Here is a 17,325-nt window from a genome sequence, read left to right as displayed (position 1 = left end):
CCACCGGCCGCGCTCAGGTCGCGCATGGACGCACTCACTGCCAGGGCTTCGGGCCGTCGGTCGTGATCTCCAGCGGGATGCCGGTCCACTCGGCGTCCCGGTCCTTCATCGTGATCGTCTCGGGGAGTCCGTCCCAGGTCGTGACCGTCGCCATCGCTTCCCGGACCGCCTCCCGATCGGTGGAGTCCGCCTCCTTGATCGCGAGCAGCGTGAACCACGTCGCGTGGAAGCCGTCGCCGGCGAACTGGTCCGGCTGCTTGCCGTACTTCGCCTCGTACGCCGCGACGAAGCGCTTGCTGAGCTCGGTGTCCGACAGCTCGGGGCGGTACGTGCCGACCGTGAAGGAGTTCGCGGCCGCGGCGCCGGCGCCCTTCAGGTAGTCCGGGGAGACGATGGTCTGCTGCGCGAGGATCGGCACGTCGATGCCGAGCTTGCGGGCCTGGGAGGTGATCTGTGCGGGAGCCTGCCCGGTGGCCAGGCTCACGAGCAGGTCGAGGTCGTCGCCGCGGCTGACCTTGGTGAGGAACGGCGCGAAGTCGGTGGTGCTCGCGCCGTCGAAGCCCTCGAGCCGGACGTCGCTGATACCCGCTTCGTTGAACGCCTTCTGCGCGATCTTGCCGGTGTCGGCCAGGGTCGGGTTCGCCTGGTCGAACACCACGCCGACGTGCTGCGGCTTGAAGCGCTCGATCGCGAGGTCGAGGCTCTGGCCGAAGATGATCGCGTTGCTCATGGTGGTGCGGAACGCCCACTCGTTGTCGGCGAGGAGGCCGGGAGTCGCCGCGGTGGCCACGACGAACGGCAGCTTGAACCGCTCCGTCAGCGGGAGCGCGAGCGAGACGCCCGACGACTGCGTGCCGCCGGCGAACGCGACGACCTCCTTGTCCCGCGCCAGCTTCTGGAACACCTCGGGCACCTGGTTCGGCTCGGAGCCGGTGTCCTCGAGCTTCAGCGTGGGGGTGCTGTCGCCGAGCATCTTGTCCTCGACGGCCAGGTCGATGGCGATCTGCGCGCCCTCGGCGTTCGCCTTGCCGTAGGCCGAGGCCGCTCCGGTCACGTCGTAGCCCGCGCCGATGGTGACCTTCGAGGGCAGGCCGTCACCGGACTCCGTGCTTCCCGACCCACAGGCGTTCAGGAGCAGCGCCGCGGCGGCCGCGAACGCGACCGCCAAACCTCCGCGAGGCAGGCTGGAACGATTGGTGCCCATAGTGATCTGTGCCTTTCATTCGTTTGACACGTCTCCGGAGCGGGGGCCGCGGCGGAGGACGTCGGGGGGTTAACGACCGCTGCCCGACTGCCAGTCGAGGCGTTGCCAGTTGGCTTTGAGCGCCTTGCGATCAAGCTTTCCCATCGTGGTGTAGGGCAGCTCGTCGACGATCGCGATCCGCTTCGGCACCTGGTATCCGGCGAGCTTCTCGCGTGCGCGCGTGACGATGTCGGCGAACTCCGGCGCCGCACCGTCGGGCACGATGACGGCACAGACCGCCTCGCCCCACGTCGGGTCGGGGCAGCCGAGCACCACCACCTCCCGCACGCGCGGGATCCCGCGCAGGACCTCCTCGACATCGATCGGATAGACGTTCTGCCCACCGGTGACGATCGTGTCCTTGATGCGGCCCGTGACGTACACGTAGCCGTCGTGGTCCTGGTATCCGATGTCGCCGGTCGCGCTGCCGGTCGGCGGGAACGGCAGGACGTCGCCGCCGTCGAGGTAGCCGACGCCGACGGCCACGCCGCCGATGACGATCTCTCCCTGGGTCTCCGGTGGCACGGGCTCGCCGGTCGCCGGATCGCGGATCTCGACCCAGTAGGACCCGATCGCACGCCCGGCGCTGCGCCGGTGCATCGCCCGTTCGGGCTGCGTGATGTACAGCCCGCCGGCGGTCTCCGATGTGCCGGCCGCCTCGTGGACGTCGATGCCGAGCCGGTCGGTCAGGTCGTCCAGCAGGTCCGCCGGCAGCTCGGCTCCCGAGCTCATGAGGAAGCGGACGGACGCGAGCTGCGCGCGGGTCGCCGCCTCCGCCAGCCGGCGACTGACGACCGGCACCATGAACATCGTCGTGATGCCGCGCGACGCGACGATGTCGACGAGCGCCGGGCCCGCGGTCTCCGGCGTGATGAAGCAGGCCGCCGCTCCGTAGAGGTACGGCAGCAGCGACAGGTTGAGCGAGCCCGCCATGCACAGCGGCGTGCTGATGAGGCCGTGGTCGCGGCTGCACAGCGCCCCGGCGACGGCGTAGGTGCCGCCTCGGACCGCGAGGTTGCGGTAGGACATCAACGTGCCCTTCGGCTTGCCCGTGGTCCCGGAGGTGAACGAGATCAGCGCGTGGTCGTCCGGGGCGGCCACGACGGGCTCGGCGGACGGGCGGGTCGTGCGAAGGGCGGCGAGGTCCGGCGCCACGTCGATCCCGGTCACGGTGCCGAGGGAGGTGGCGAGGTCGCGCAGCGACGGGGGCGCCGCGATGACGGTCGCCTCCGCCGTCGCCAGTTGCTCGACGACGGCGCTGACGTCGATCCGCGGGTTGACGACGACCGCGACGGCGCCGCCGCGCCAGACCGCGAGCAGGGCGAGGATGCTGTCGACCGAGTTGTCGAGGAGCAGGCCGACCCGGGCCCCGGGACGAACTCCCGCGCGGCGAAGTCCCGTGTCGATCGCGGCGATCTCCTCGACGGCCGCCGACCACGAGACGGCCCGCGCCGCGTCGTCGTAGGCAAGTCGCTCGGGAAACAGCCGAGCGTTGAGCTCGAGTCGCTCCACCACGGCCGGAAACATCGTGGTCGCTCCTTCACTGTGTCTCGCGTCACGCCCGCTTCGGGGTAACCATAGGGCGCACCCCCCGACCATGTCTACCTTTATATTCATATTCATGGAATGTGGTCCTCTGGGCCGCCCCGGGGACCACCGAACCGCCGCCCCGAAGACCGCCGGACCCGCCGTCCTGGCAGGTCACCGACGACGACGGCGACCGGTGCGCCGGCGCTGTCACCGGCATGACGGGCGTCGGGCCGCGCGGGACCGCTGCCGACGGCGCGCCATCGCTCGGCCTCGCTCGGCCTCGTCCGGACCTTCCGATACGGCGGATGAGAACGTGGGGTTCGTCCAGGAGCACCGGCTGCCGGCCGTTGCCACGGCGCACGGCAGCGCCGCCCGCCCAGGTCTCAGCCGGCCTCGCGCGTCACCTGGTCCCTGGCAGGTCGGCTACGGCCGTCACGGCGTGGAGCCGGCGCCCACCCCCGCGCCACGCGGCGGCACCCCGCGCCTCGACAGCGGAGAACGGAGTCTCCGACGGTCACCGCCCGATCGTGCGGATCCGCTCAGTCGTCGAGCTGGATCGCCTGCGCGGGGCACAGGTCGGCAGCCGCCTCCGCCTCCGTACGCAGGTCTCCGGAGACCTCCCGCTGATATCGGAGGTCGGCGGGACCGACGAGCTGGAAGATCGAGCCGGCCGCGATCTCACACTGGCCGTGGAAGTCGCACAGATTCTCGTCAACGGTAATTCTCATGACACCTACCGAGTGCTTGTTGGATTTCGGATGCTGTCGCCACGAGCGCTGGATCCGCGTCAGCCCTCGACGACCCCGCGCACGGCGAAGTCGGCGCAGACCCGAGCGATGTCGCCCTCTGGAAACCGGGATGGCCGGTACCAGCGGTACGTCCAGATGATGGTTGAGAAGACGCACATGGCGTACTTCCGCGCGTCCGCGGCGTCGGTCCGCAGAGACTTCACCAGGTCGACGACGATGTCCTCCTGGGCGCGCTGGTCGGCGTAGATCTCGCGACGGCGCTCCTCGTCGACCCGCGCGAGGTCGTCGTAGTAGACCGAGATCCGCGCGAGGTTGTCGACGTTGTACTGCACGGACCGCTCGACGAACCGGTGCAGGCGCGCCTTGGGGTCGGCGTCCATCGCCACGACCTCGTCGACGATCGCGGCGAGCTCGGCGTGCGTCTCGTCGATCAGCCGGCGGAGCAACTCGTCTTTGGACTTGATGTAGTAGTACAGGCTTCCCTTGAGCATGCCCAGCTCGTCAGCCACCTGCTGCACGGAGGCACCGGCGAACCCCTCCGCGTAGAAGACCTTCGCGGCTGCGTCAAGCACCTCGCGGTCGCGCTTCCGCGGCGGCGTACGACCCTCGTTGTCACGACTCATAGCAGGAATCCACCATCCACGGCGATGACCGTACCGGTGACGTAGGCCGAAGCGGCCGACGCCAGGAACACCGCGGCGCCCTCGATGTCGGCGGGCTGCCCCACGCGCCCCAGCGGAATCCGGCGCGCGAGACGCTCCCCCGCTCCGGCGTCGAGGTACCCGGCGTTCATCCCCGAGCGGACGTAGCCCGGGACGATGCCGTTGACTCGGATGCCGTGCGGAGCGAGCTCGACGGCCGCGACGCGCGTCAGCTGCTCGAGCCCGGCCTTCGAGGCGGCGTAGGCGGCGAGCCCCTTGACGGCTCGGTGCGCCGCGATCGACGAGACGTTCACGATGCTCCCACCGCGCCCGGCCTCCACCATGCGCGACGCCACGCCGGAGGTCAGCAGGTAGGGGCCGGTGAGGTTCGCGCCGATCGTGCGGTGCCACTCGTCGACGTCACGGGCGAGGATCAGCGACTCGCTGCTCACGCCCGCGTTGTTGACCAGGACGTCGACGCGGTCCACCACGCCGGCGATCCGCTCCAGTCCCGCGGCGACCGACTCGGCCGACGACACGTCGACCGCGAACCGGTGCACCCGGCCCCCGTGGTCGTCGGCGAGCCGCGCGAGGTCGACCGAGTCCGGCGCGGACCGCGACACCGCGACGACGGTTGCCGCGCGCTCCGCGAACGCCCGGCACAGCCCCAGACCGATGCCCGAGGAGGCGCCGCTCACCAGGATGGTGCGGCCTTCGAGGGAGAAAAGGTGGTCAGAAGTCACGTTCGCCTCATCCGGAATCGGGGGATCGTCGCCCCGTCGGCCCGGTCCTCCCACTCGACCTGCACCGCCGAGCCGACCGCCACCTCCGACACCGGGCAGCCGACGACGTTGGAGATGATGCGGCAACCGTCGGCGCCGTCGAGCGCGATGACGGCTGGGACGTACGGGATGCTGGCGTCCATCTCCGGCACGATCGAGCGGGACACGACCGTGTAGGCGAACACCTCCCCGGTGCCGGGCAGCTCGGGCCACTCGGCCTGCTGGGACCGGCACGCGGGGCAGTACGGCCCGGGCGGAAACCGCGTCTGGCCGCACGCGGCGCACCGGCAGACCACCAGTCGGTGGTCGCGCGCCGCCGCCCAGAAGGGCTCGGTCCACATGTCGGTCTCGAGGGTGAACAGGTCGGCCGGAGGCGCCTTCGCGATGTCGTCGTTCATCCGGTCACCTTCCGAGGATCAGCGCGCTGTTTGGCAGGGACGACGGTCCACCGGTGACGAGCACGTTCCGCACGTCGGGCACCTGGTTGACCGCGGTCCCCCGCACCTGGTGGACCGCCTCCAGCACGTGGGTCATCCCCCAGATGTAGCCGCCGGACAGTTGGCCGCCGTCGGTGTTGGTCGGGATGCTCCCGCCGTCGAACCGGATCGCGCCGCTCTCGACGAAAGGCCCCCCTTCGCCGCGCTCGCAGAAGCCGAAGTCCTCCAGCTGCATGATCACTTGCGACGTGAAGTGGTCGTAGATCTGCGCGACGTCGATGTCACCGGGCGTGAGGTCGGCCGCCTCGTACAGCCGGCGCGCGATGGGCACATTGCCGGACGACACGAACTCGTCGTCGGGCATGTTCATCCAGTACAGGGAACGCCCCCAGGTGCGGGACCCGCCGTGCACGCTCGACACGATCCGCGCCGGGACGTGGCGCAGGTCCCTCGCCCGTTCCGCCGACGTGACCACGACGGCGATGGCCCCGTCGTTCTCCAGGCAGAAGTCGTACAGGCAGTGCGGGTCGGCGAGCATCGGCGCCGCGAAGTAGTCCTCCGTCGTCAGCGGCTTGCGTTGGGACGCGAGCGGATGGTTGACCGCGTTCGCGCGGTGGGAGATCGCGACCTCGGCGAAATGCTCACGCGTGGTCCCGAAACGGTGCATGTGCCGGCGGGCCAGGAGCGCGAACATGTGGCCCGGGCCGACGAGACCGGCCGAGTGGTAGAAGGCCGTCTCGGGGTTCGCCTCGCGGGCCAACGCGTACGTGCCGTAGCGCTGCTTCGCCTGCTGGAGCCCGCCGACGCACACCACGACGTCGGCCTGTCCCGCGACGATCGCCGTGGCCGCGAGGCCCAGCGCGCCGGCCGATCCGCCACCTGACCCGGTCAGTGACGCGGAGAAGCGGACCTCGGGGATGCCGAGGATCTCGGTCAGCATCGGTGTGTCGAACCCGCCGGCGTAGTAGGCGAACCCGTTGACGTCGGCGATGTCGAGGCCCGCGTCGGCGACCGCCGCGATGATGGCCTCGCCGAGCAGATCCTCCATCGTCCGCGGCGCCGAGGTCCCGCGCTTGTAGATCCTGGTGTGGCCGACGCCGACCACGGCCGTGCGGTTCTTGATGCTCATGCCCGTCCTCGCTTCGCCGCGGGCGGGCATGAGGCTCCACACACGCTGAGTTTGATGATTCGCTCGCCGCGCTCGCTCATGCGGACCCCTCGGTGGCGTCGACGACGACGGGCAGCGCGGTCAGGCCCCGGACGAGGAGCTCGTCGCGCCAGACGAGCCCTTCGGTCCGGACCGTCCAGCGCGGCAACCGGTCGACCAGCGCCAGCAGCACGACCCGCAGCTCCATCCGGGCCAGCGGTGCGCCCAGGCAGAAGTGGATCCCGCGGCCGAACGCCAGGTGCGGGCTCGCCGGCCGGTCGGCCCGCACCTCGCCGGCCGAGTCGAACACCGCCTCGTCCCGGTTTGCCGACGCGAGCAGGAGGATCAGTCGGTCACCGGCGGCGATCCGGACCCCGCCCAGCTCCAGGTCGGCCTTCGCGACCCGGGTCACCATGGGCGCCGGAGTGTCGAACCGCAGGACATCCTCGATCACGGCCGGTGCGATGCCCGGGTCGGCCCGGACGGCATCGACCACGTCGGGTCGGCTGGACAGGGTGAGCACCATGTTGCCGAGCGCGTTCGCCGTCGTGTCGAGGCCGGCGAACAGGATGAGGACGAGCGTCGCGATGATCTCGTCGTAGGTGAGCCCGTCCTCGGTGCCCGCGGCCCCGACGAGGCGACGCAGAAGCGTGCTGTCGTCGTCGCTCGTCCGGTACTCGGCCATGAGGTCGCTGAAGTACGAGCGCATCTGCTTGAGGTCGGCCAGCGTGTCGTCGTACCGCTGGTCGTCACTGCCGCCCATCACGAACCGCGAGATCCCGTGACCCCAGCGGGACATGGCGTCCGCGTCCTCGATGGGCACGCCGAAGAGCTGGCAGACCAGCCGTGCCGGCAGGCCGAGGGCGAACGCCTCGATGAAGTCGAACTCGGTCCGCCCGTCCAGGTCGGCGAACATCTCCTCGACGATCCGCCGCACGTCGCTCTCGAACTGCCGCAGCTGCTTGGGCATGAACACCTGCTGGAGCGCCCGGCGGATCCGCGTGTGGTTCGGCGGGTCGTTGAAGACGACCCAGTGCTGGAGGACATCGTTGATGCGGTCGAGCTTGGCCCGGGTGTCGCCGGCCAGGGTCGCGATGAACGGATCCATCTTCTCGACCGACAGGTCGGCGTGGCCGAGCGCGTCGCGCACCGTCGGATGGTGGGCGACGAGCCACGACTTGTGCCGAGGGCTCCACACCGGGCCGGCCTGGCTCCGCAGCTCGGCGAAAAACGGGTACAGGTCACGATCGACCGGATCGTGGTGCATCGAGAACGTACCGATGTCGCTGATCGCACTGTGGGTCATGTCAACACCTCAAGCCGTCGTCACGGCCAGGCCGCCGTCGAGTAGCAGTTCGAGCCCGTTCAGGTAGGAGCCTCCGGGCGATGCGAGGAACACCGCGACCGAGGCGCAGTCGTCACCGGTGCCCAGCCGCCCGGCCGGGATGCGCCGCTCGTACTCGGCGTACACCTCGTCGAGCGGCCGCGTCCCCTTCGCGATGCCGGCTCGCGCGAGCGGGGTGTCCATCATGCCGAGGAGCAAAGAGTTGGCCCGCACGCCAAACCGTCCGTACGCGGCGGCGATGTGGCGGGTCAGGGCGTTCACCGCGGCCTTGCTCATGTCGTACACCGGCGACGCGATGCCGAGCTGCCGGAGGCTGGAGATCGACGACACGTTCGTGACGACTCCCCCGCCGCGCTCGCGCATGCCCGGCAGGACGGCCTGGGCCAGCAGGTAGCACGAGCGCGCGTTGACGCTCATCACGCGGTCGTACTCGTCGACCGGCGTCCGGGCCAGGCCGCCGTACTGCGTAACACCGACGTTGTTGTGAAGCACGTCGATCCGGCCGAACGCGTCGAGCGCGACGCCGACCGCATGGTCCACGTCAGACGGCCGCGACACGTCGGCGGCGACCTTCACGTGGTCGACCCCGATCCCGGCCACCTCGCGGGCGCACTCGTCGAGTACGGCGCTGTCGATGTCGACCAGCGCGAGACGCGCACCGGCCCGGGCGAAGGCGTGCGCTGTCGCCCGGCCGTTGCCCACGACGTCTCCCGAGGCGCCGACGCCGACGAGCATCACCGTCGTCCCGGCGAGGTCCGGTCCTCCGCGCGCTGGCATCCATCCCCCTTCAAACGATCGTTTGGTTGAATTGGACGGTACAGTGCGCAATGTCGCGAGCACAAGGACGCGGGCGCGATGACAGGTGAGGAGGCGCCGATGAGCGTCGAGGGCAAGGTCGTCCTGGTGACGGGGGCGGGATCGGGCATCGGCGCCGAGACCGCGCGCCTGCTGGCGTCGCGGGGCGCCACGGTCGTCGTGACCGACCGCGATGAACGGCTCGCCTCCACGACGACGGCGTCCATCGCCGATGCCGGCGGCACCGCCACCACCGTGGCGATGGACGTGACCGACGCGTCCGCGGTCGACGCCGCGGTCCGAACGGCGGTGGAGGCGTACGGCCGGCTGGACGCCGCGGTGAACAACGCCGCCATGCCCCCGGACGACCGACCGCTGACCGAACTCGACCTCGACCAGTTCGAGCGGATCTCCGCTGTCAACCTGCGTGGCGTCGCGACCTGCCTGAAGTACGAGCTGCGCCAGATGTACGCGCAGGGCCACGGGTCGATCGTCAACGTGGGATCCGTGCGGTCGTTCCGGCCGCGCGCGCACAACGCGGCCTACGTCGCCACCAAGCACGGCGTGATCGGGCTGACGACGGTGGCCGCGCTCGAGTCGGCGGGGACCGGGGTACGGGTCAACGCCGTGTGTCCGGGCGCGGTGGAGACACCGATGCTCGCCGGGTTCCTGGCGTCCCGCGGTCGCACAGTCGAGGACTTCACCGAGGAGATGAGCCTGGTCGGCCGGCTCGGTCGGCCGCGGGACATCGCCGAGGGAGTCGCCTGGCTGTGCTCCGACGCCTCGTCCTTCGTGACCGGCGCGAGCCTGCCGATCGACGGCGGGTACCTGTCGCACTGACCACCGCAGCACCGGCGACCACCTGGATTCGCTGGTCCGACAGCGGCTGACCTGTCCACTTATGTGAAGTGGACTGTTGTGTGGCTCCGGCACAGGCGATGGGATTGCCACACGCCGTACGCCTCGTTGGCGGCGCTCGCCAGACACCAGTGGAGGACGCCGATGGGTCAGCTCTTACGCAGAACGTCCGATAAGTACTGTTTTGCCACTCCTGTCCACTCGCTCCCCGGTGCTCCATGCGCGTCATGAGCCGGCCAGCGCCTTCTCCGGCCGGCCTCGGTGAGGTCGGATTCCTCGGCCTGGGCGTGATGGGGCAGCCGATGGCCGTCAACCTCGCACGAGCCGGGATTCCGCTCGTCGCCTGGAACCGCACGCCGTCGCGGTGCGAGCCGGCCCGGGCCGCGGGAGCACGAATCGCTCCGGATCCCGGCGCGGTATTCGAGCGGTGCGAGATCATCCTGACGATGCTCGCCGACGAGCAGGCGATCGACGCGGTGTTGGGCCGGAACGACCTGGCACGGCTCAGCGGTCGGACCGTCGTGCAGATGGGAACCGTCGCCCCGGACTACTCGCTCGCGCTGTCAGCCGCGATCCAGGCGGCTGGCGGCTCCTATGTGGAGGCTCCGGTCTCCGGGTCACGCGGCCCGGCCGAGGCCGGTGAGCTGGTCGCCATGCTCGCCGGCCCGGCCACGAGCCTCGACCGCGTGCGACCGTTGCTGCGCCACTGCTGTTCGGCGACCTTCGATTGCGGACCGGTCCCGTCCGCATTGGTCACGAAGCTGGCGGTCAACCTGTTCCTCATCACGATGGTCACCGGCCTGGCGGAGTCGTTCCACTTCGCCGAGGAGCACGGCGTCGACCCCGCGCTGCTCATGCGGATCCTCGACGCCGGCCCGATGGCCTCGACCGTGTCCCGCGCCAAGGCCCGCAAACTTGTCGAGAAGGACTTCGACGTGCAGGCGTCGATCGCGAACGTGCTGGAGAACAACCGGCTGATCGCAGAGGCCGCCCACACTCGCGGCGTCCCTGCGCCGCTTCTGGACGTCTGCCACGCCCTGTACGGCGAGACGCTCTCCCTCGGCCACGGCGCCTTGGACATGGCCGCGGTCGTGCACGCCTTCGGGGCACGCGCCGCGGTCGCGACCGGTCAACGCCACGCGTCGGCGAAAGGAAGTCGATGAGCCAGGACCCGCCGCGACCGGAGCTGCCGGTCGTCATCGTGACCGGTGGAAGCCGCGGTATCGGGCGCGCCATCGTCGAACGCCTCACCCGGGACGGCTACGCGGTGGTCTTCACGCATTCGGATTCCACTGCGGAGGCGGAGAGGGTCGAAGCCGAGTGCCGGGCCGCCGGTGGGCAGGCCCACGCACTCCGCCTCGACATCACCGCCGACCACGCTCCTCGGGAGTTGTTCGACCGCGCCGAAGCCCGGGGCACCGTCGTGGCGCTCGTCAACAACGCGGGCGTCACCGGGCGGTTGGCTCCCATCACGGCGCTCTCCGACGAGGACCTGGTTCGCGTGGTACAGGTGAACCTGATCGCCCCGACACGACTGTGCCGCGAGGCGGCGCGGCGTTGGCAGGACGGTCCCGAACCGCGGCGTCGCGACATCGTCAACATCTCCTCGGTGGCCGGCCGCACCGGGTCGCCGGGAGAGTACGTCGCCTATGCCGCGACCAAAGCGGCTCTCAACACGCTCACGGTGGGGCTCGCCAAGGAGCTGGCCGCGACGGGCACGCATGTCAACGCGGTCGCCCCCGGCACCGCCAACACCACCATCCACGCTCGCGCCGGAGAGCCCGACCGCGCCCGCCGAGTGGCCGCGGTGATCCCCATGGGACGCCCCGGCGAGCCCGCGGAGATCGCATCGGCGGTGTCGTGGCTGCTCTCGCCCGATGCCTCCTACGTCAACGGCGCCGTCCTCGACGTCACGGGAGGGCTATGAGACTCGCTGGTTTCGGTTTCCCAGGAGCCGCCAGCACTCGGCGAGCGCGGTCACGCCCACGGCGAGGTCGGCGGGAACCGCGCTGAAAGGGAGGCGGACGAAACGCTCGTGCGAACCGTCGATCGTGAACCTGGGGCCAGCGGAGAGCGCGATGCCCCGCGACTGGCAGACGAGCGCGAAGGCGGAGCTGACCGGCTGGCCCAGCCCGATCCACAGCGACAGCCCACCATCGGGGTACGGCACCTCCCACTCCGGAAGGTGATGGTGCAGGAGCTTGCGCAGGACGTCACGGTGCTCACGCAGCTGCGCGGTCCGGCGGGGAAGAAGTGCCGGAAGGGCCGCCACGACCTGCTGGCCGACCAACTGCTCGAGTTGCGGCGTCCCGAGGTCGCCGGCCGGGCGTGCCTGGGCGAGGCGATCGACGATCGCGCGATCGGCGCGTATCCAGCCGAGGCGCAGCCCGCCCCACACCGACTTGCTGAGCGAACCGACGGTGACCACGCCGCCCGTCGTACCCCCAGCGTGCCGCGCGAATGGGCCATCGTGCCATGGACGGTCGATGTCGAGGTCAGCGGTGGTCTCGTCGATCATCAGGACGGTCCCCGCCCGCTGAGCGGCGACGACGACCCGCTCTCGGTCCGCGGGCCGCATTGAGGCGCCCGTCGGGTTGTGGAAGTCCGGGATGAGGTAGGCCATCGCGGGACGGAGGCGGCCCAGGGCCTCGACCAGATGATCGATGTCCCATCCGCCGGTGTCCACCGGAGTGACGCTCAGTCGCGCTCCGGCCTGGCGCAGGGCCTCGTAGGCGTGCGGATAGGTGGGCGACTCGATCAGGACCCGGTCGGCACGCCGGAGCAGGGTGCGGGCCGTCAACGCGATGGCGTGTTGGCCCCCCATCGTCACCAGGATCTGATCCGGAGACGTGGGCAGACCGCGATCGCGGTACCGATCCGCGATCGCCTCGCGCAACGCCACGTTGCCCAGCAGGTCGAAGCCCGGCCCGTCCAGGGCTGACGTCGCCCGCGCTCCCACCCGACCGAGCACCTCGGCGAGCCCGTCGATGGGCGGCGGCACCGCACGGGCGAAATCGACCGTGCGCGGCAGTGCGGCCCGACCGGACAGGTGCGGAAGGATTGCGCTGCTGCCCGACCCCCGGACGCTCTCCACATGCCCGGAATCCCGCAGCGCCTGGTAGGCCGCCACGATCGTGGCCCGGCTCCGGCCGAGCTGCTGGGCGAGATTTCTCTCGGATGGCAGCCGCGTCCCCGTGGGAACACGCCCGTCGATGACCAGGAGGCGTATCCGCTCGGCCAATGCCACGTAGGTCGGTGCCTCGTTCTCCCAGTCGCCGAGGAGCCCCACCATCGCTCGCGCCGACAAGCGGGGGCCGAGGGCCAGCGGTGGGCTGCTCATGCGTTCAGTATCGGACGCCGGCGTCATCCGATGTGATCCGACCTGTCCTGGTCCGCCGCGGCGTCTGCCGCTGGTCCTGGAAGGTGGGAGGTCGCTCCTCCCGCCGGCATGAGTGGTCGATGTCCAGACGCCCGGAGGTCAGGGCCTGGCCACCCGCTCCATCCGGGTCCAACTCGCCCAGCCGCGCTCGCGCATCAGGTCCAGAAGCCGCCGCGCCCGCGGATCGGCCTCGATGGCGAGGGCGTCCATGAGGTGAAACGGTAGGTCGTCGTGCGCCACGCCGCCGAAGTTGATGTCGCCGGAGGTGCGTGCCTGCTCGGCCAGGCCGGCGGCCATGATGTCGGCGATTTCCTCCAGACGCGGGTCGTCGTCCGCGTCGCTTTCGATGACTTCGGACAGGAGCCGGTAGAGCCGAACGTACTGCGGGTCGCCGAGCTGCGCGAGCTTCCAGGGCATGACCTCGCGGGTGCGATCGGGCCAGCGTGCCGCGAACAGGATCCAGCCGTCCCGCTCACCTTCCACGATCCGCTTCGATACCCCGATCTCCCGAAGCCGGTCGAGATAGGAGACCACCTCCGGCGGGAGCGCCAGGCTGTCCCCGGCGACGAGCCGCGCGATCTGCTTTCGGCTGGTCTCCAGCCGTTCGACCTCGTCGCGCAGTTGGCTGTCGATCCTTTCGATCGCTTCGGCGAAGGCCGACGCGTCGGCTTCGAGCATGTGACCGATCTGAGACAGCGGCACGCCGGCGTTGGCGAGGGTACGAATCCTGATGAGGGACACGACCGCCGCCGCGCCGTACCGCCGGTAGCCCGAAGCGTCCCGCTCCGCCTCGGGCAGCAGTCCGATCTGGTGATAGTGCCGCACCGCCCGCACCGTGACGCCGGCGTACGCCGCCAGTTGACCGATCGTCAGCATGCTCTGATCCTGCCCTCGAAACTCCCCGGACCGGCCGGCGCCGGCTCAGGAGATCCTGCGACGGTACGAGATGCTGGCGAAGAGGTAGGCGACGATGAGGATGCCGACGCACCAGGCGAGGGCGATCCAGATGTCGGTGCCGACCGGCTGACGCGTGAACAGGTCGCGGATCGTGTTGACGATCGAGGTGACCGGTTGGTGCTCGGCGAAGGCCCGCACCGGGCCGGGCATGGTGTCCGTGGGCACGAAGGCCGAGCTGACGAACGGCAGGAAGATGAGCGGGTAGGAGTACCCGGTGGCGCCGTCCACGGACTTCGCGGAAAGGCCGGGGATGACGGCGATCCAGGTCAGCGCGAGGGTGAACAGGACCAGGATGCCGGCGACCGCGAGCCAGGACAGCACTCCCGCCCCCGAGCGGAAGCCCATGAGCAGGGCGACGAGCACGACGAGTACGAGCGAGATCAGATTGGCGACCAGCGAGGTCAGCACGTGCGCCCAGAGCACGGACGACCGGGCGATCGGCATGGACTGGAATCGCTCGAAGATGCCGCTCCTCATGTCCAGGAAGAGCCGCAGTGTGGTGTAGGCGATGCCCGAAGCGATCGTGACGAGCAGGATGCCGGGCAGCAGGTAGTTCACATACGAATGCGGCCCTGCGTTGATCGCGCCGCCGAACACGTAGACGAACAGCAGCATCATGGCGATCGGCGTGATCGCGGTCGTGATGATGGTGTCCAGGCTGCGCGTGACGTGCCGCAGGGAACGTCCCAGCAGGACGGCGGTGTCGCCCAGGAAATGCGTGCCCATCGGTGTTCCCTACTGTTGGTTCGACGTGGTCTCGCGGGCTTGGCTGCCCGCGTCGGTGTCGCCGCCCTCGCCGACGACCGCGAAGAAGACGTCTTCGAGGGAGGGCTGCTTCTCGACGTATTCCACCTTGGCGGGCGGCAGCAGCTGCTTGAGCTCGGCCAGAGTGCCGTCGACGATGATCCGACCCTGGTGGAGGATCGCGATCCGGTCGGCGAGCTGTTCGGCCTCCTCCAGGTACTGCGTGGTGAGCAGCACGGTCGTGCCGCCCTCGGCGAGCTGCCTGACGGCCTGCCACACCTCGATGCGCGCCTGCGGGTCCAGTCCGGCCGTCGGCTCGTCCAGGAAGATGACCGCCGGATTCCCGACGAGGCTCATCGCGATGTCCAGACGGCGGCGCATGCCACCGGAGTACGTCGCCACCCTCCGGCCGCCCGCCTCGGTCAGCGAGAAGCGCCTCAGCAGGTCATCCGCGATCGCGCCCGGGTCCTTGAGGTGCCTCAGCCTGGCGACCAGGACGAGGTTCTCCCGCCCGCTGAGGATCTCGTCCACCGCCGCGAACTGCCCGGTGAGACTGATGGACTCGCGTACGCCGGCGGCCTGCGTCGCGACGTCGAAGCCGTTGACCCGGGCAGTCCCCCGGTCGGCCTTGAGCAGCGTGGAGAGGATCTTCACCACGGTGGTCTTGCCCGCGCCGTTCGAGCCGAGCAGCGCGAAGATGCTGCCCCGCGCCACCTCGAAGTCCACGCCGCGCAGCACACGCAGCTCCTTGTACGACTTCTCCAGGCCCCGCAGGTGGATCGCCGGCCCCTGGACCGGACTGGTGGTTGGAGGGATGGTCATGGCGGCCAGCATGGAGGGTTGACGCAGCGTCAGGGTCAAGCCCGCGGGGCGGACTTCTGGGCCGGGATGGTGCCGGGGCGTCAGTCCGGGGCTCGGCGCCGCTCGACGTCGAGGGCGATCGACTCGATCCGGGCCAGGTCGACCGCCAGGCCGAGGCCAGGTCCGGGCGCCGGGGAGACGTACCCCTCCCGCGCGACGATCGGCGGATCGACGACGTCGCGGGCGAAGTACTTGTCGGAGCCGGAGAGGTCGGGCGGGTAGTCGAAGGCGGGATCGCACGCGAAGGCGATGTTGGCCGCGCGGCCCACGCCGAACTCGTGCATGCCGCCGCACCAGACGCCGACGTCGTTGCCGGCACACCGCCGGGCGAGGGCCAGGGCGGGCGTCAGGCCACCGACGCGGGAGACCTTGATGTTGACCACCTGTGCCGCGTCCAGCGCCAGCATGGTCTCCAGGTCGGCGATGTCCTCTATGGACTCGTCAAGGCACAGCGGTGTGCCGATCCGCTGCCCCAGGCGGGCGTGGGACACGAAGTCCCGGCCCGGGTACGGCTGCTCGACCATGGCCAGCCCCAAGTCGTCGAGCTGGCGCATCACCTCGTCGGACTCGGCTCCCGGCCGGTAGGCGCCGTTCGCGTCGACGTGCAGCAGGAGGTCGGGGTACGCGCCGCGTACCGCCCGGACCGGCTCGACGTCCCAACCGGGCCTGATCTTGAGCTTCACCCGGTGGTATCCCTCGTCGAGATAGCCGCCCACGCGCTCGACCAGCCGCTGGTTGGACTCCTCGATGCCGACCGAGACGCCGACCGGGATCGCCCTCGGCGACGTCCCGAGGGCCACCGTGAGCGGTACGCCGTCGCGCCTGGCCGACAGGTCCCACGCCGCGCAGTCGAACCCCGCCTTCGCCGCCAGGTGCCCGGCGATCCCTGACCACCGCGCGTTCAGCTCGCCGGGATGCCGCCACTCCTGGCCGAGCACCGCGGGGACGAGGAACTCCGTGGCGACGGCCCACGCGGTCGAGACGTACTCCGCGGAGAACCACGGTCCGTTGCCGCACGCGATCTCGCCCCAGCCGTCGAGGCCCGACTCGTCGTGGAGGCGGACGAGGATGTGCTCGATCGCGTCCTTGCGGTGGGAGCTCGTCTCGAAGGTCGACCTCAGCGGCAGCCTGACCCGATAGAGATCTATGCCGATGACCTTCACCCGTGCGCCTCCGGCGTCATTCCAGGTACGTGTCGAGCGCCTGGTGCAGGCGCTCCCGTTCGGCGAGCCTACGCCGCGCGCCCTTCGCGCTCGCCGTGGTAAGCGTCGTGAGCAGGTGGATGACCGCGGCGACGGCGGTCGGCGAGTCGGCGTAGGAGGCGCTCACGGTGGGTACGACGACGACCTCGTGCGCGATCCGGGCGATCGGCGCGTCCGGGGCGTCGGTGATCCCGATGACGACCCCGCCCTGTGCCGCGAACTCCTCCGCGACGGTCACCGTGCGGCGCTGGTACCGGCGGAAGGAGAAGGCGACGAGCACGTCGCTGGGGCGCACGTCGAGGAGCACGTCGAGGGAGCGGACGGTGACCTCGTCGACCAGCAGCACCTGGCCGAGGCCGGCGGAGAGGTCCCAGGCGAGCAGCGTGGCGTGGGCGAGGCTCTTGCCCGCGCCGACGATGAAGCGGCGCCGGGCGCTGACGATGCCGCTCGCGGCCCGCACGAGCGAGTCGTCCTCGCCCAGGTGGTCGAAGGTCCGCTGGAGGTTCCTCAGCTCGGCGTCGAGCACGCGGGCCCGCAGGTTCGCGGCGGACATGTTCATCTGCAGCCGTGCCGCGTAGCGGTCTCTTGGGCTGACCAGGCTGCGGTTGTCCGACTCGGTGCTCTGGATCTGCGTCTCGTCGAGGGTCACTGTCGA

At 70.3% G+C, this 17,325-nt stretch carries 18 protein-coding genes; 3 read left to right on the top strand and 15 right to left on the bottom strand.

Annotated elements, in window-relative coordinates; genetic code table 11:
• Nucleotides 1-34: 34 nt before the first annotated feature.
• The 9 genes from ACFFIA_RS19120 to ACFFIA_RS19080 all read right to left on the bottom strand — a co-directional run bounded on the left by ACFFIA_RS19120 (nt 35) and on the right by ACFFIA_RS19080 (nt 8,651).
• Nucleotides 35-1,168 (bottom strand): ABC transporter substrate-binding protein, encoded by a 1,134-nt coding sequence (locus tag ACFFIA_RS19120; RefSeq protein WP_377252833.1) that lies wholly within the window; start codon nt 1,166-1,168, stop codon nt 35-37.
• Between the two features lie 105 nt (nt 1,169-1,273).
• The gene (locus tag ACFFIA_RS19115; RefSeq protein ID WP_377252832.1) at nt 1,274-2,770 is read right to left on the bottom strand and encodes a class I adenylate-forming enzyme family protein; all 1,497 of its coding nucleotides are present in this window, start codon (nt 2,768-2,770) and stop codon (nt 1,274-1,276) included.
• Between the two features lie 542 nt (nt 2,771-3,312).
• The gene (locus ACFFIA_RS19110; RefSeq protein ID WP_377252831.1) at nt 3,313-3,501 is read right to left on the bottom strand and encodes a ferredoxin; all 189 of its coding nucleotides are present in this window, start codon (nt 3,499-3,501) and stop codon (nt 3,313-3,315) included.
• 59 nt (nt 3,502-3,560) lie between these two features.
• Complete coding sequence (locus ACFFIA_RS19105) at nt 3,561-4,145, bottom strand: TetR/AcrR family transcriptional regulator (RefSeq protein WP_377252830.1); 585 nt, start codon at nt 4,143-4,145, stop codon at nt 3,561-3,563.
• Nucleotides 4,142-4,906, bottom strand: coding sequence for an SDR family NAD(P)-dependent oxidoreductase (locus tag ACFFIA_RS19100; RefSeq protein WP_377252829.1), 765 nt, complete (start codon nt 4,904-4,906; stop codon nt 4,142-4,144). The genes ACFFIA_RS19105 and ACFFIA_RS19100 overlap by 4 nt, the downstream gene beginning before the upstream one ends.
• The gene (locus tag ACFFIA_RS19095) at nt 4,903-5,343 is read right to left on the bottom strand and encodes a Zn-ribbon domain-containing OB-fold protein (RefSeq protein ID WP_377252828.1); all 441 of its coding nucleotides are present in this window, start codon (nt 5,341-5,343) and stop codon (nt 4,903-4,905) included. The genes ACFFIA_RS19100 and ACFFIA_RS19095 overlap by 4 nt, the downstream gene beginning before the upstream one ends.
• 4 nt (nt 5,344-5,347) lie before the next feature.
• Entirely contained in the window at nt 5,348-6,511 is a 1,164-nt protein-coding gene (locus tag ACFFIA_RS19090; protein ID WP_377252827.1) for a thiolase C-terminal domain-containing protein, read from the bottom strand.
• A gap of 76 nt (nt 6,512-6,587) precedes the next feature.
• Nucleotides 6,588-7,835, bottom strand: coding sequence for a cytochrome P450 (locus ACFFIA_RS19085; RefSeq protein ID WP_377252826.1), 1,248 nt, complete (start codon nt 7,833-7,835; stop codon nt 6,588-6,590).
• A 9-nt stretch (nt 7,836-7,844) separates the two neighbouring features.
• Entirely contained in the window at nt 7,845-8,651 is an 807-nt protein-coding gene (locus ACFFIA_RS19080) for an SDR family NAD(P)-dependent oxidoreductase (protein WP_377252825.1), read from the bottom strand.
• 78 nt (nt 8,652-8,729) lie between these two features.
• On the opposite strand from ACFFIA_RS19080, the gene ACFFIA_RS19075 reads away from it, so the two are divergent.
• The 3 genes from ACFFIA_RS19075 to ACFFIA_RS19065 all read left to right on the top strand — a co-directional run bounded on the left by ACFFIA_RS19075 (nt 8,730) and on the right by ACFFIA_RS19065 (nt 11,454).
• Entirely contained in the window at nt 8,730-9,509 is a 780-nt protein-coding gene (locus ACFFIA_RS19075; RefSeq protein WP_377252824.1) for an SDR family NAD(P)-dependent oxidoreductase, read from the top strand.
• A gap of 245 nt (nt 9,510-9,754) precedes the next feature.
• Nucleotides 9,755-10,690 (top strand): NAD(P)-dependent oxidoreductase, encoded by a 936-nt coding sequence (locus tag ACFFIA_RS19070; RefSeq protein ID WP_377252823.1) that lies wholly within the window; start codon nt 9,755-9,757, stop codon nt 10,688-10,690.
• Nucleotides 10,687-11,454 carry an SDR family NAD(P)-dependent oxidoreductase gene (locus tag ACFFIA_RS19065; RefSeq protein WP_377252822.1) on the top strand — a complete coding sequence of 256 codons (768 nt, stop codon included), beginning with the start codon at nt 10,687-10,689 and terminating at the stop codon, nt 11,452-11,454. The genes ACFFIA_RS19070 and ACFFIA_RS19065 overlap by 4 nt, the downstream gene beginning before the upstream one ends.
• On the opposite strand, the gene yczR is transcribed toward ACFFIA_RS19065, so the two are convergent.
• From yczR to ACFFIA_RS19035, 6 genes are all read right to left on the bottom strand, one after another.
• The gene (gene yczR, locus ACFFIA_RS19060; RefSeq protein WP_377252821.1) at nt 11,449-12,867 is read right to left on the bottom strand and encodes a MocR-like transcription factor YczR; all 1,419 of its coding nucleotides are present in this window, start codon (nt 12,865-12,867) and stop codon (nt 11,449-11,451) included. The genes ACFFIA_RS19065 and yczR overlap by 6 nt on opposite strands.
• A gap of 138 nt (nt 12,868-13,005) precedes the next feature.
• Complete coding sequence (locus ACFFIA_RS19055) at nt 13,006-13,782, bottom strand: MerR family DNA-binding transcriptional regulator (protein ID WP_377252820.1); 777 nt, start codon at nt 13,780-13,782, stop codon at nt 13,006-13,008.
• A 45-nt stretch (nt 13,783-13,827) separates the two neighbouring features.
• A complete protein-coding gene (locus ACFFIA_RS19050; RefSeq protein WP_377252819.1) occupies nt 13,828-14,589 on the bottom strand; it encodes an ABC transporter permease in 762 nt (253 codons plus the stop codon).
• Between the two features lie 9 nt (nt 14,590-14,598).
• Nucleotides 14,599-15,429: an ABC transporter ATP-binding protein gene (locus tag ACFFIA_RS19045; RefSeq protein WP_377252818.1), complete on the bottom strand. Its 831-nt coding sequence runs from the start codon at nt 15,427-15,429 to the stop codon at nt 14,599-14,601.
• Nucleotides 15,430-15,509: 80 nt separating this feature from the next.
• The gene (menC, locus tag ACFFIA_RS19040) at nt 15,510-16,631 is read right to left on the bottom strand and encodes an o-succinylbenzoate synthase (RefSeq protein ID WP_377252817.1); all 1,122 of its coding nucleotides are present in this window, start codon (nt 16,629-16,631) and stop codon (nt 15,510-15,512) included.
• A gap of 16 nt (nt 16,632-16,647) precedes the next feature.
• Nucleotides 16,648-17,319: a MurR/RpiR family transcriptional regulator gene (locus tag ACFFIA_RS19035; RefSeq protein ID WP_377252816.1), complete on the bottom strand. Its 672-nt coding sequence runs from the start codon at nt 17,317-17,319 to the stop codon at nt 16,648-16,650.
• Nucleotides 17,320-17,325 lie beyond the last annotated feature (6 nt).

The organism is Phytohabitans kaempferiae, assembly GCF_042433955.1.
Lineage (GTDB): Bacteria > Actinomycetota > Actinomycetes > Mycobacteriales > Micromonosporaceae > Phytohabitans > Phytohabitans kaempferiae.
This window is presented reverse-complemented; position numbering and strand designations above follow the sequence as displayed.

What these genes read in the sequence shown, in the direction of transcription:
- ACFFIA_RS19080 (WP_377252825.1), bottom strand. Translation starts at nt 8,651, where the DNA reads ATGCCAGCGCGCGGAGGACCGGACCTCGCCGGGACGACGGTGATGCTC.
- ACFFIA_RS19055 (WP_377252820.1), bottom strand. Translation starts at nt 13,782, where the DNA reads ATGCTGACGATCGGTCAACTGGCGGCGTACGCCGGCGTCACGGTGCGG.
- ACFFIA_RS19095 (WP_377252828.1), bottom strand. Translation starts at nt 5,343, where the DNA reads ATGAACGACGACATCGCGAAGGCGCCTCCGGCCGACCTGTTCACCCTC.
- yczR (WP_377252821.1), bottom strand. Translation starts at nt 12,867, where the DNA reads ATGAGCAGCCCACCGCTGGCCCTCGGCCCCCGCTTGTCGGCGCGAGCG.
- ACFFIA_RS19075 (WP_377252824.1), top strand. Translation starts at nt 8,730, where the DNA reads ATGACAGGTGAGGAGGCGCCGATGAGCGTCGAGGGCAAGGTCGTCCTG.
- ACFFIA_RS19090 (WP_377252827.1), bottom strand. Translation starts at nt 6,511, where the DNA reads ATGAGCATCAAGAACCGCACGGCCGTGGTCGGCGTCGGCCACACCAGG.
- ACFFIA_RS19115 (WP_377252832.1), bottom strand. Translation starts at nt 2,770, where the DNA reads ATGTTTCCGGCCGTGGTGGAGCGACTCGAGCTCAACGCTCGGCTGTTT.
- ACFFIA_RS19050 (WP_377252819.1), bottom strand. Translation starts at nt 14,589, where the DNA reads ATGGGCACGCATTTCCTGGGCGACACCGCCGTCCTGCTGGGACGTTCC.
- ACFFIA_RS19065 (WP_377252822.1), top strand. Translation starts at nt 10,687, where the DNA reads ATGAGCCAGGACCCGCCGCGACCGGAGCTGCCGGTCGTCATCGTGACC.
- ACFFIA_RS19105 (WP_377252830.1), bottom strand. Translation starts at nt 4,145, where the DNA reads ATGAGTCGTGACAACGAGGGTCGTACGCCGCCGCGGAAGCGCGACCGC.
- ACFFIA_RS19070 (WP_377252823.1), top strand. Translation starts at nt 9,755, where the DNA reads ATGAGCCGGCCAGCGCCTTCTCCGGCCGGCCTCGGTGAGGTCGGATTC.
- ACFFIA_RS19045 (WP_377252818.1), bottom strand. Translation starts at nt 15,429, where the DNA reads ATGACCATCCCTCCAACCACCAGTCCGGTCCAGGGGCCGGCGATCCAC.
- ACFFIA_RS19110 (WP_377252831.1), bottom strand. Translation starts at nt 3,501, where the DNA reads ATGAGAATTACCGTTGACGAGAATCTGTGCGACTTCCACGGCCAGTGT.
- ACFFIA_RS19085 (WP_377252826.1), bottom strand. Translation starts at nt 7,835, where the DNA reads ATGACCCACAGTGCGATCAGCGACATCGGTACGTTCTCGATGCACCAC.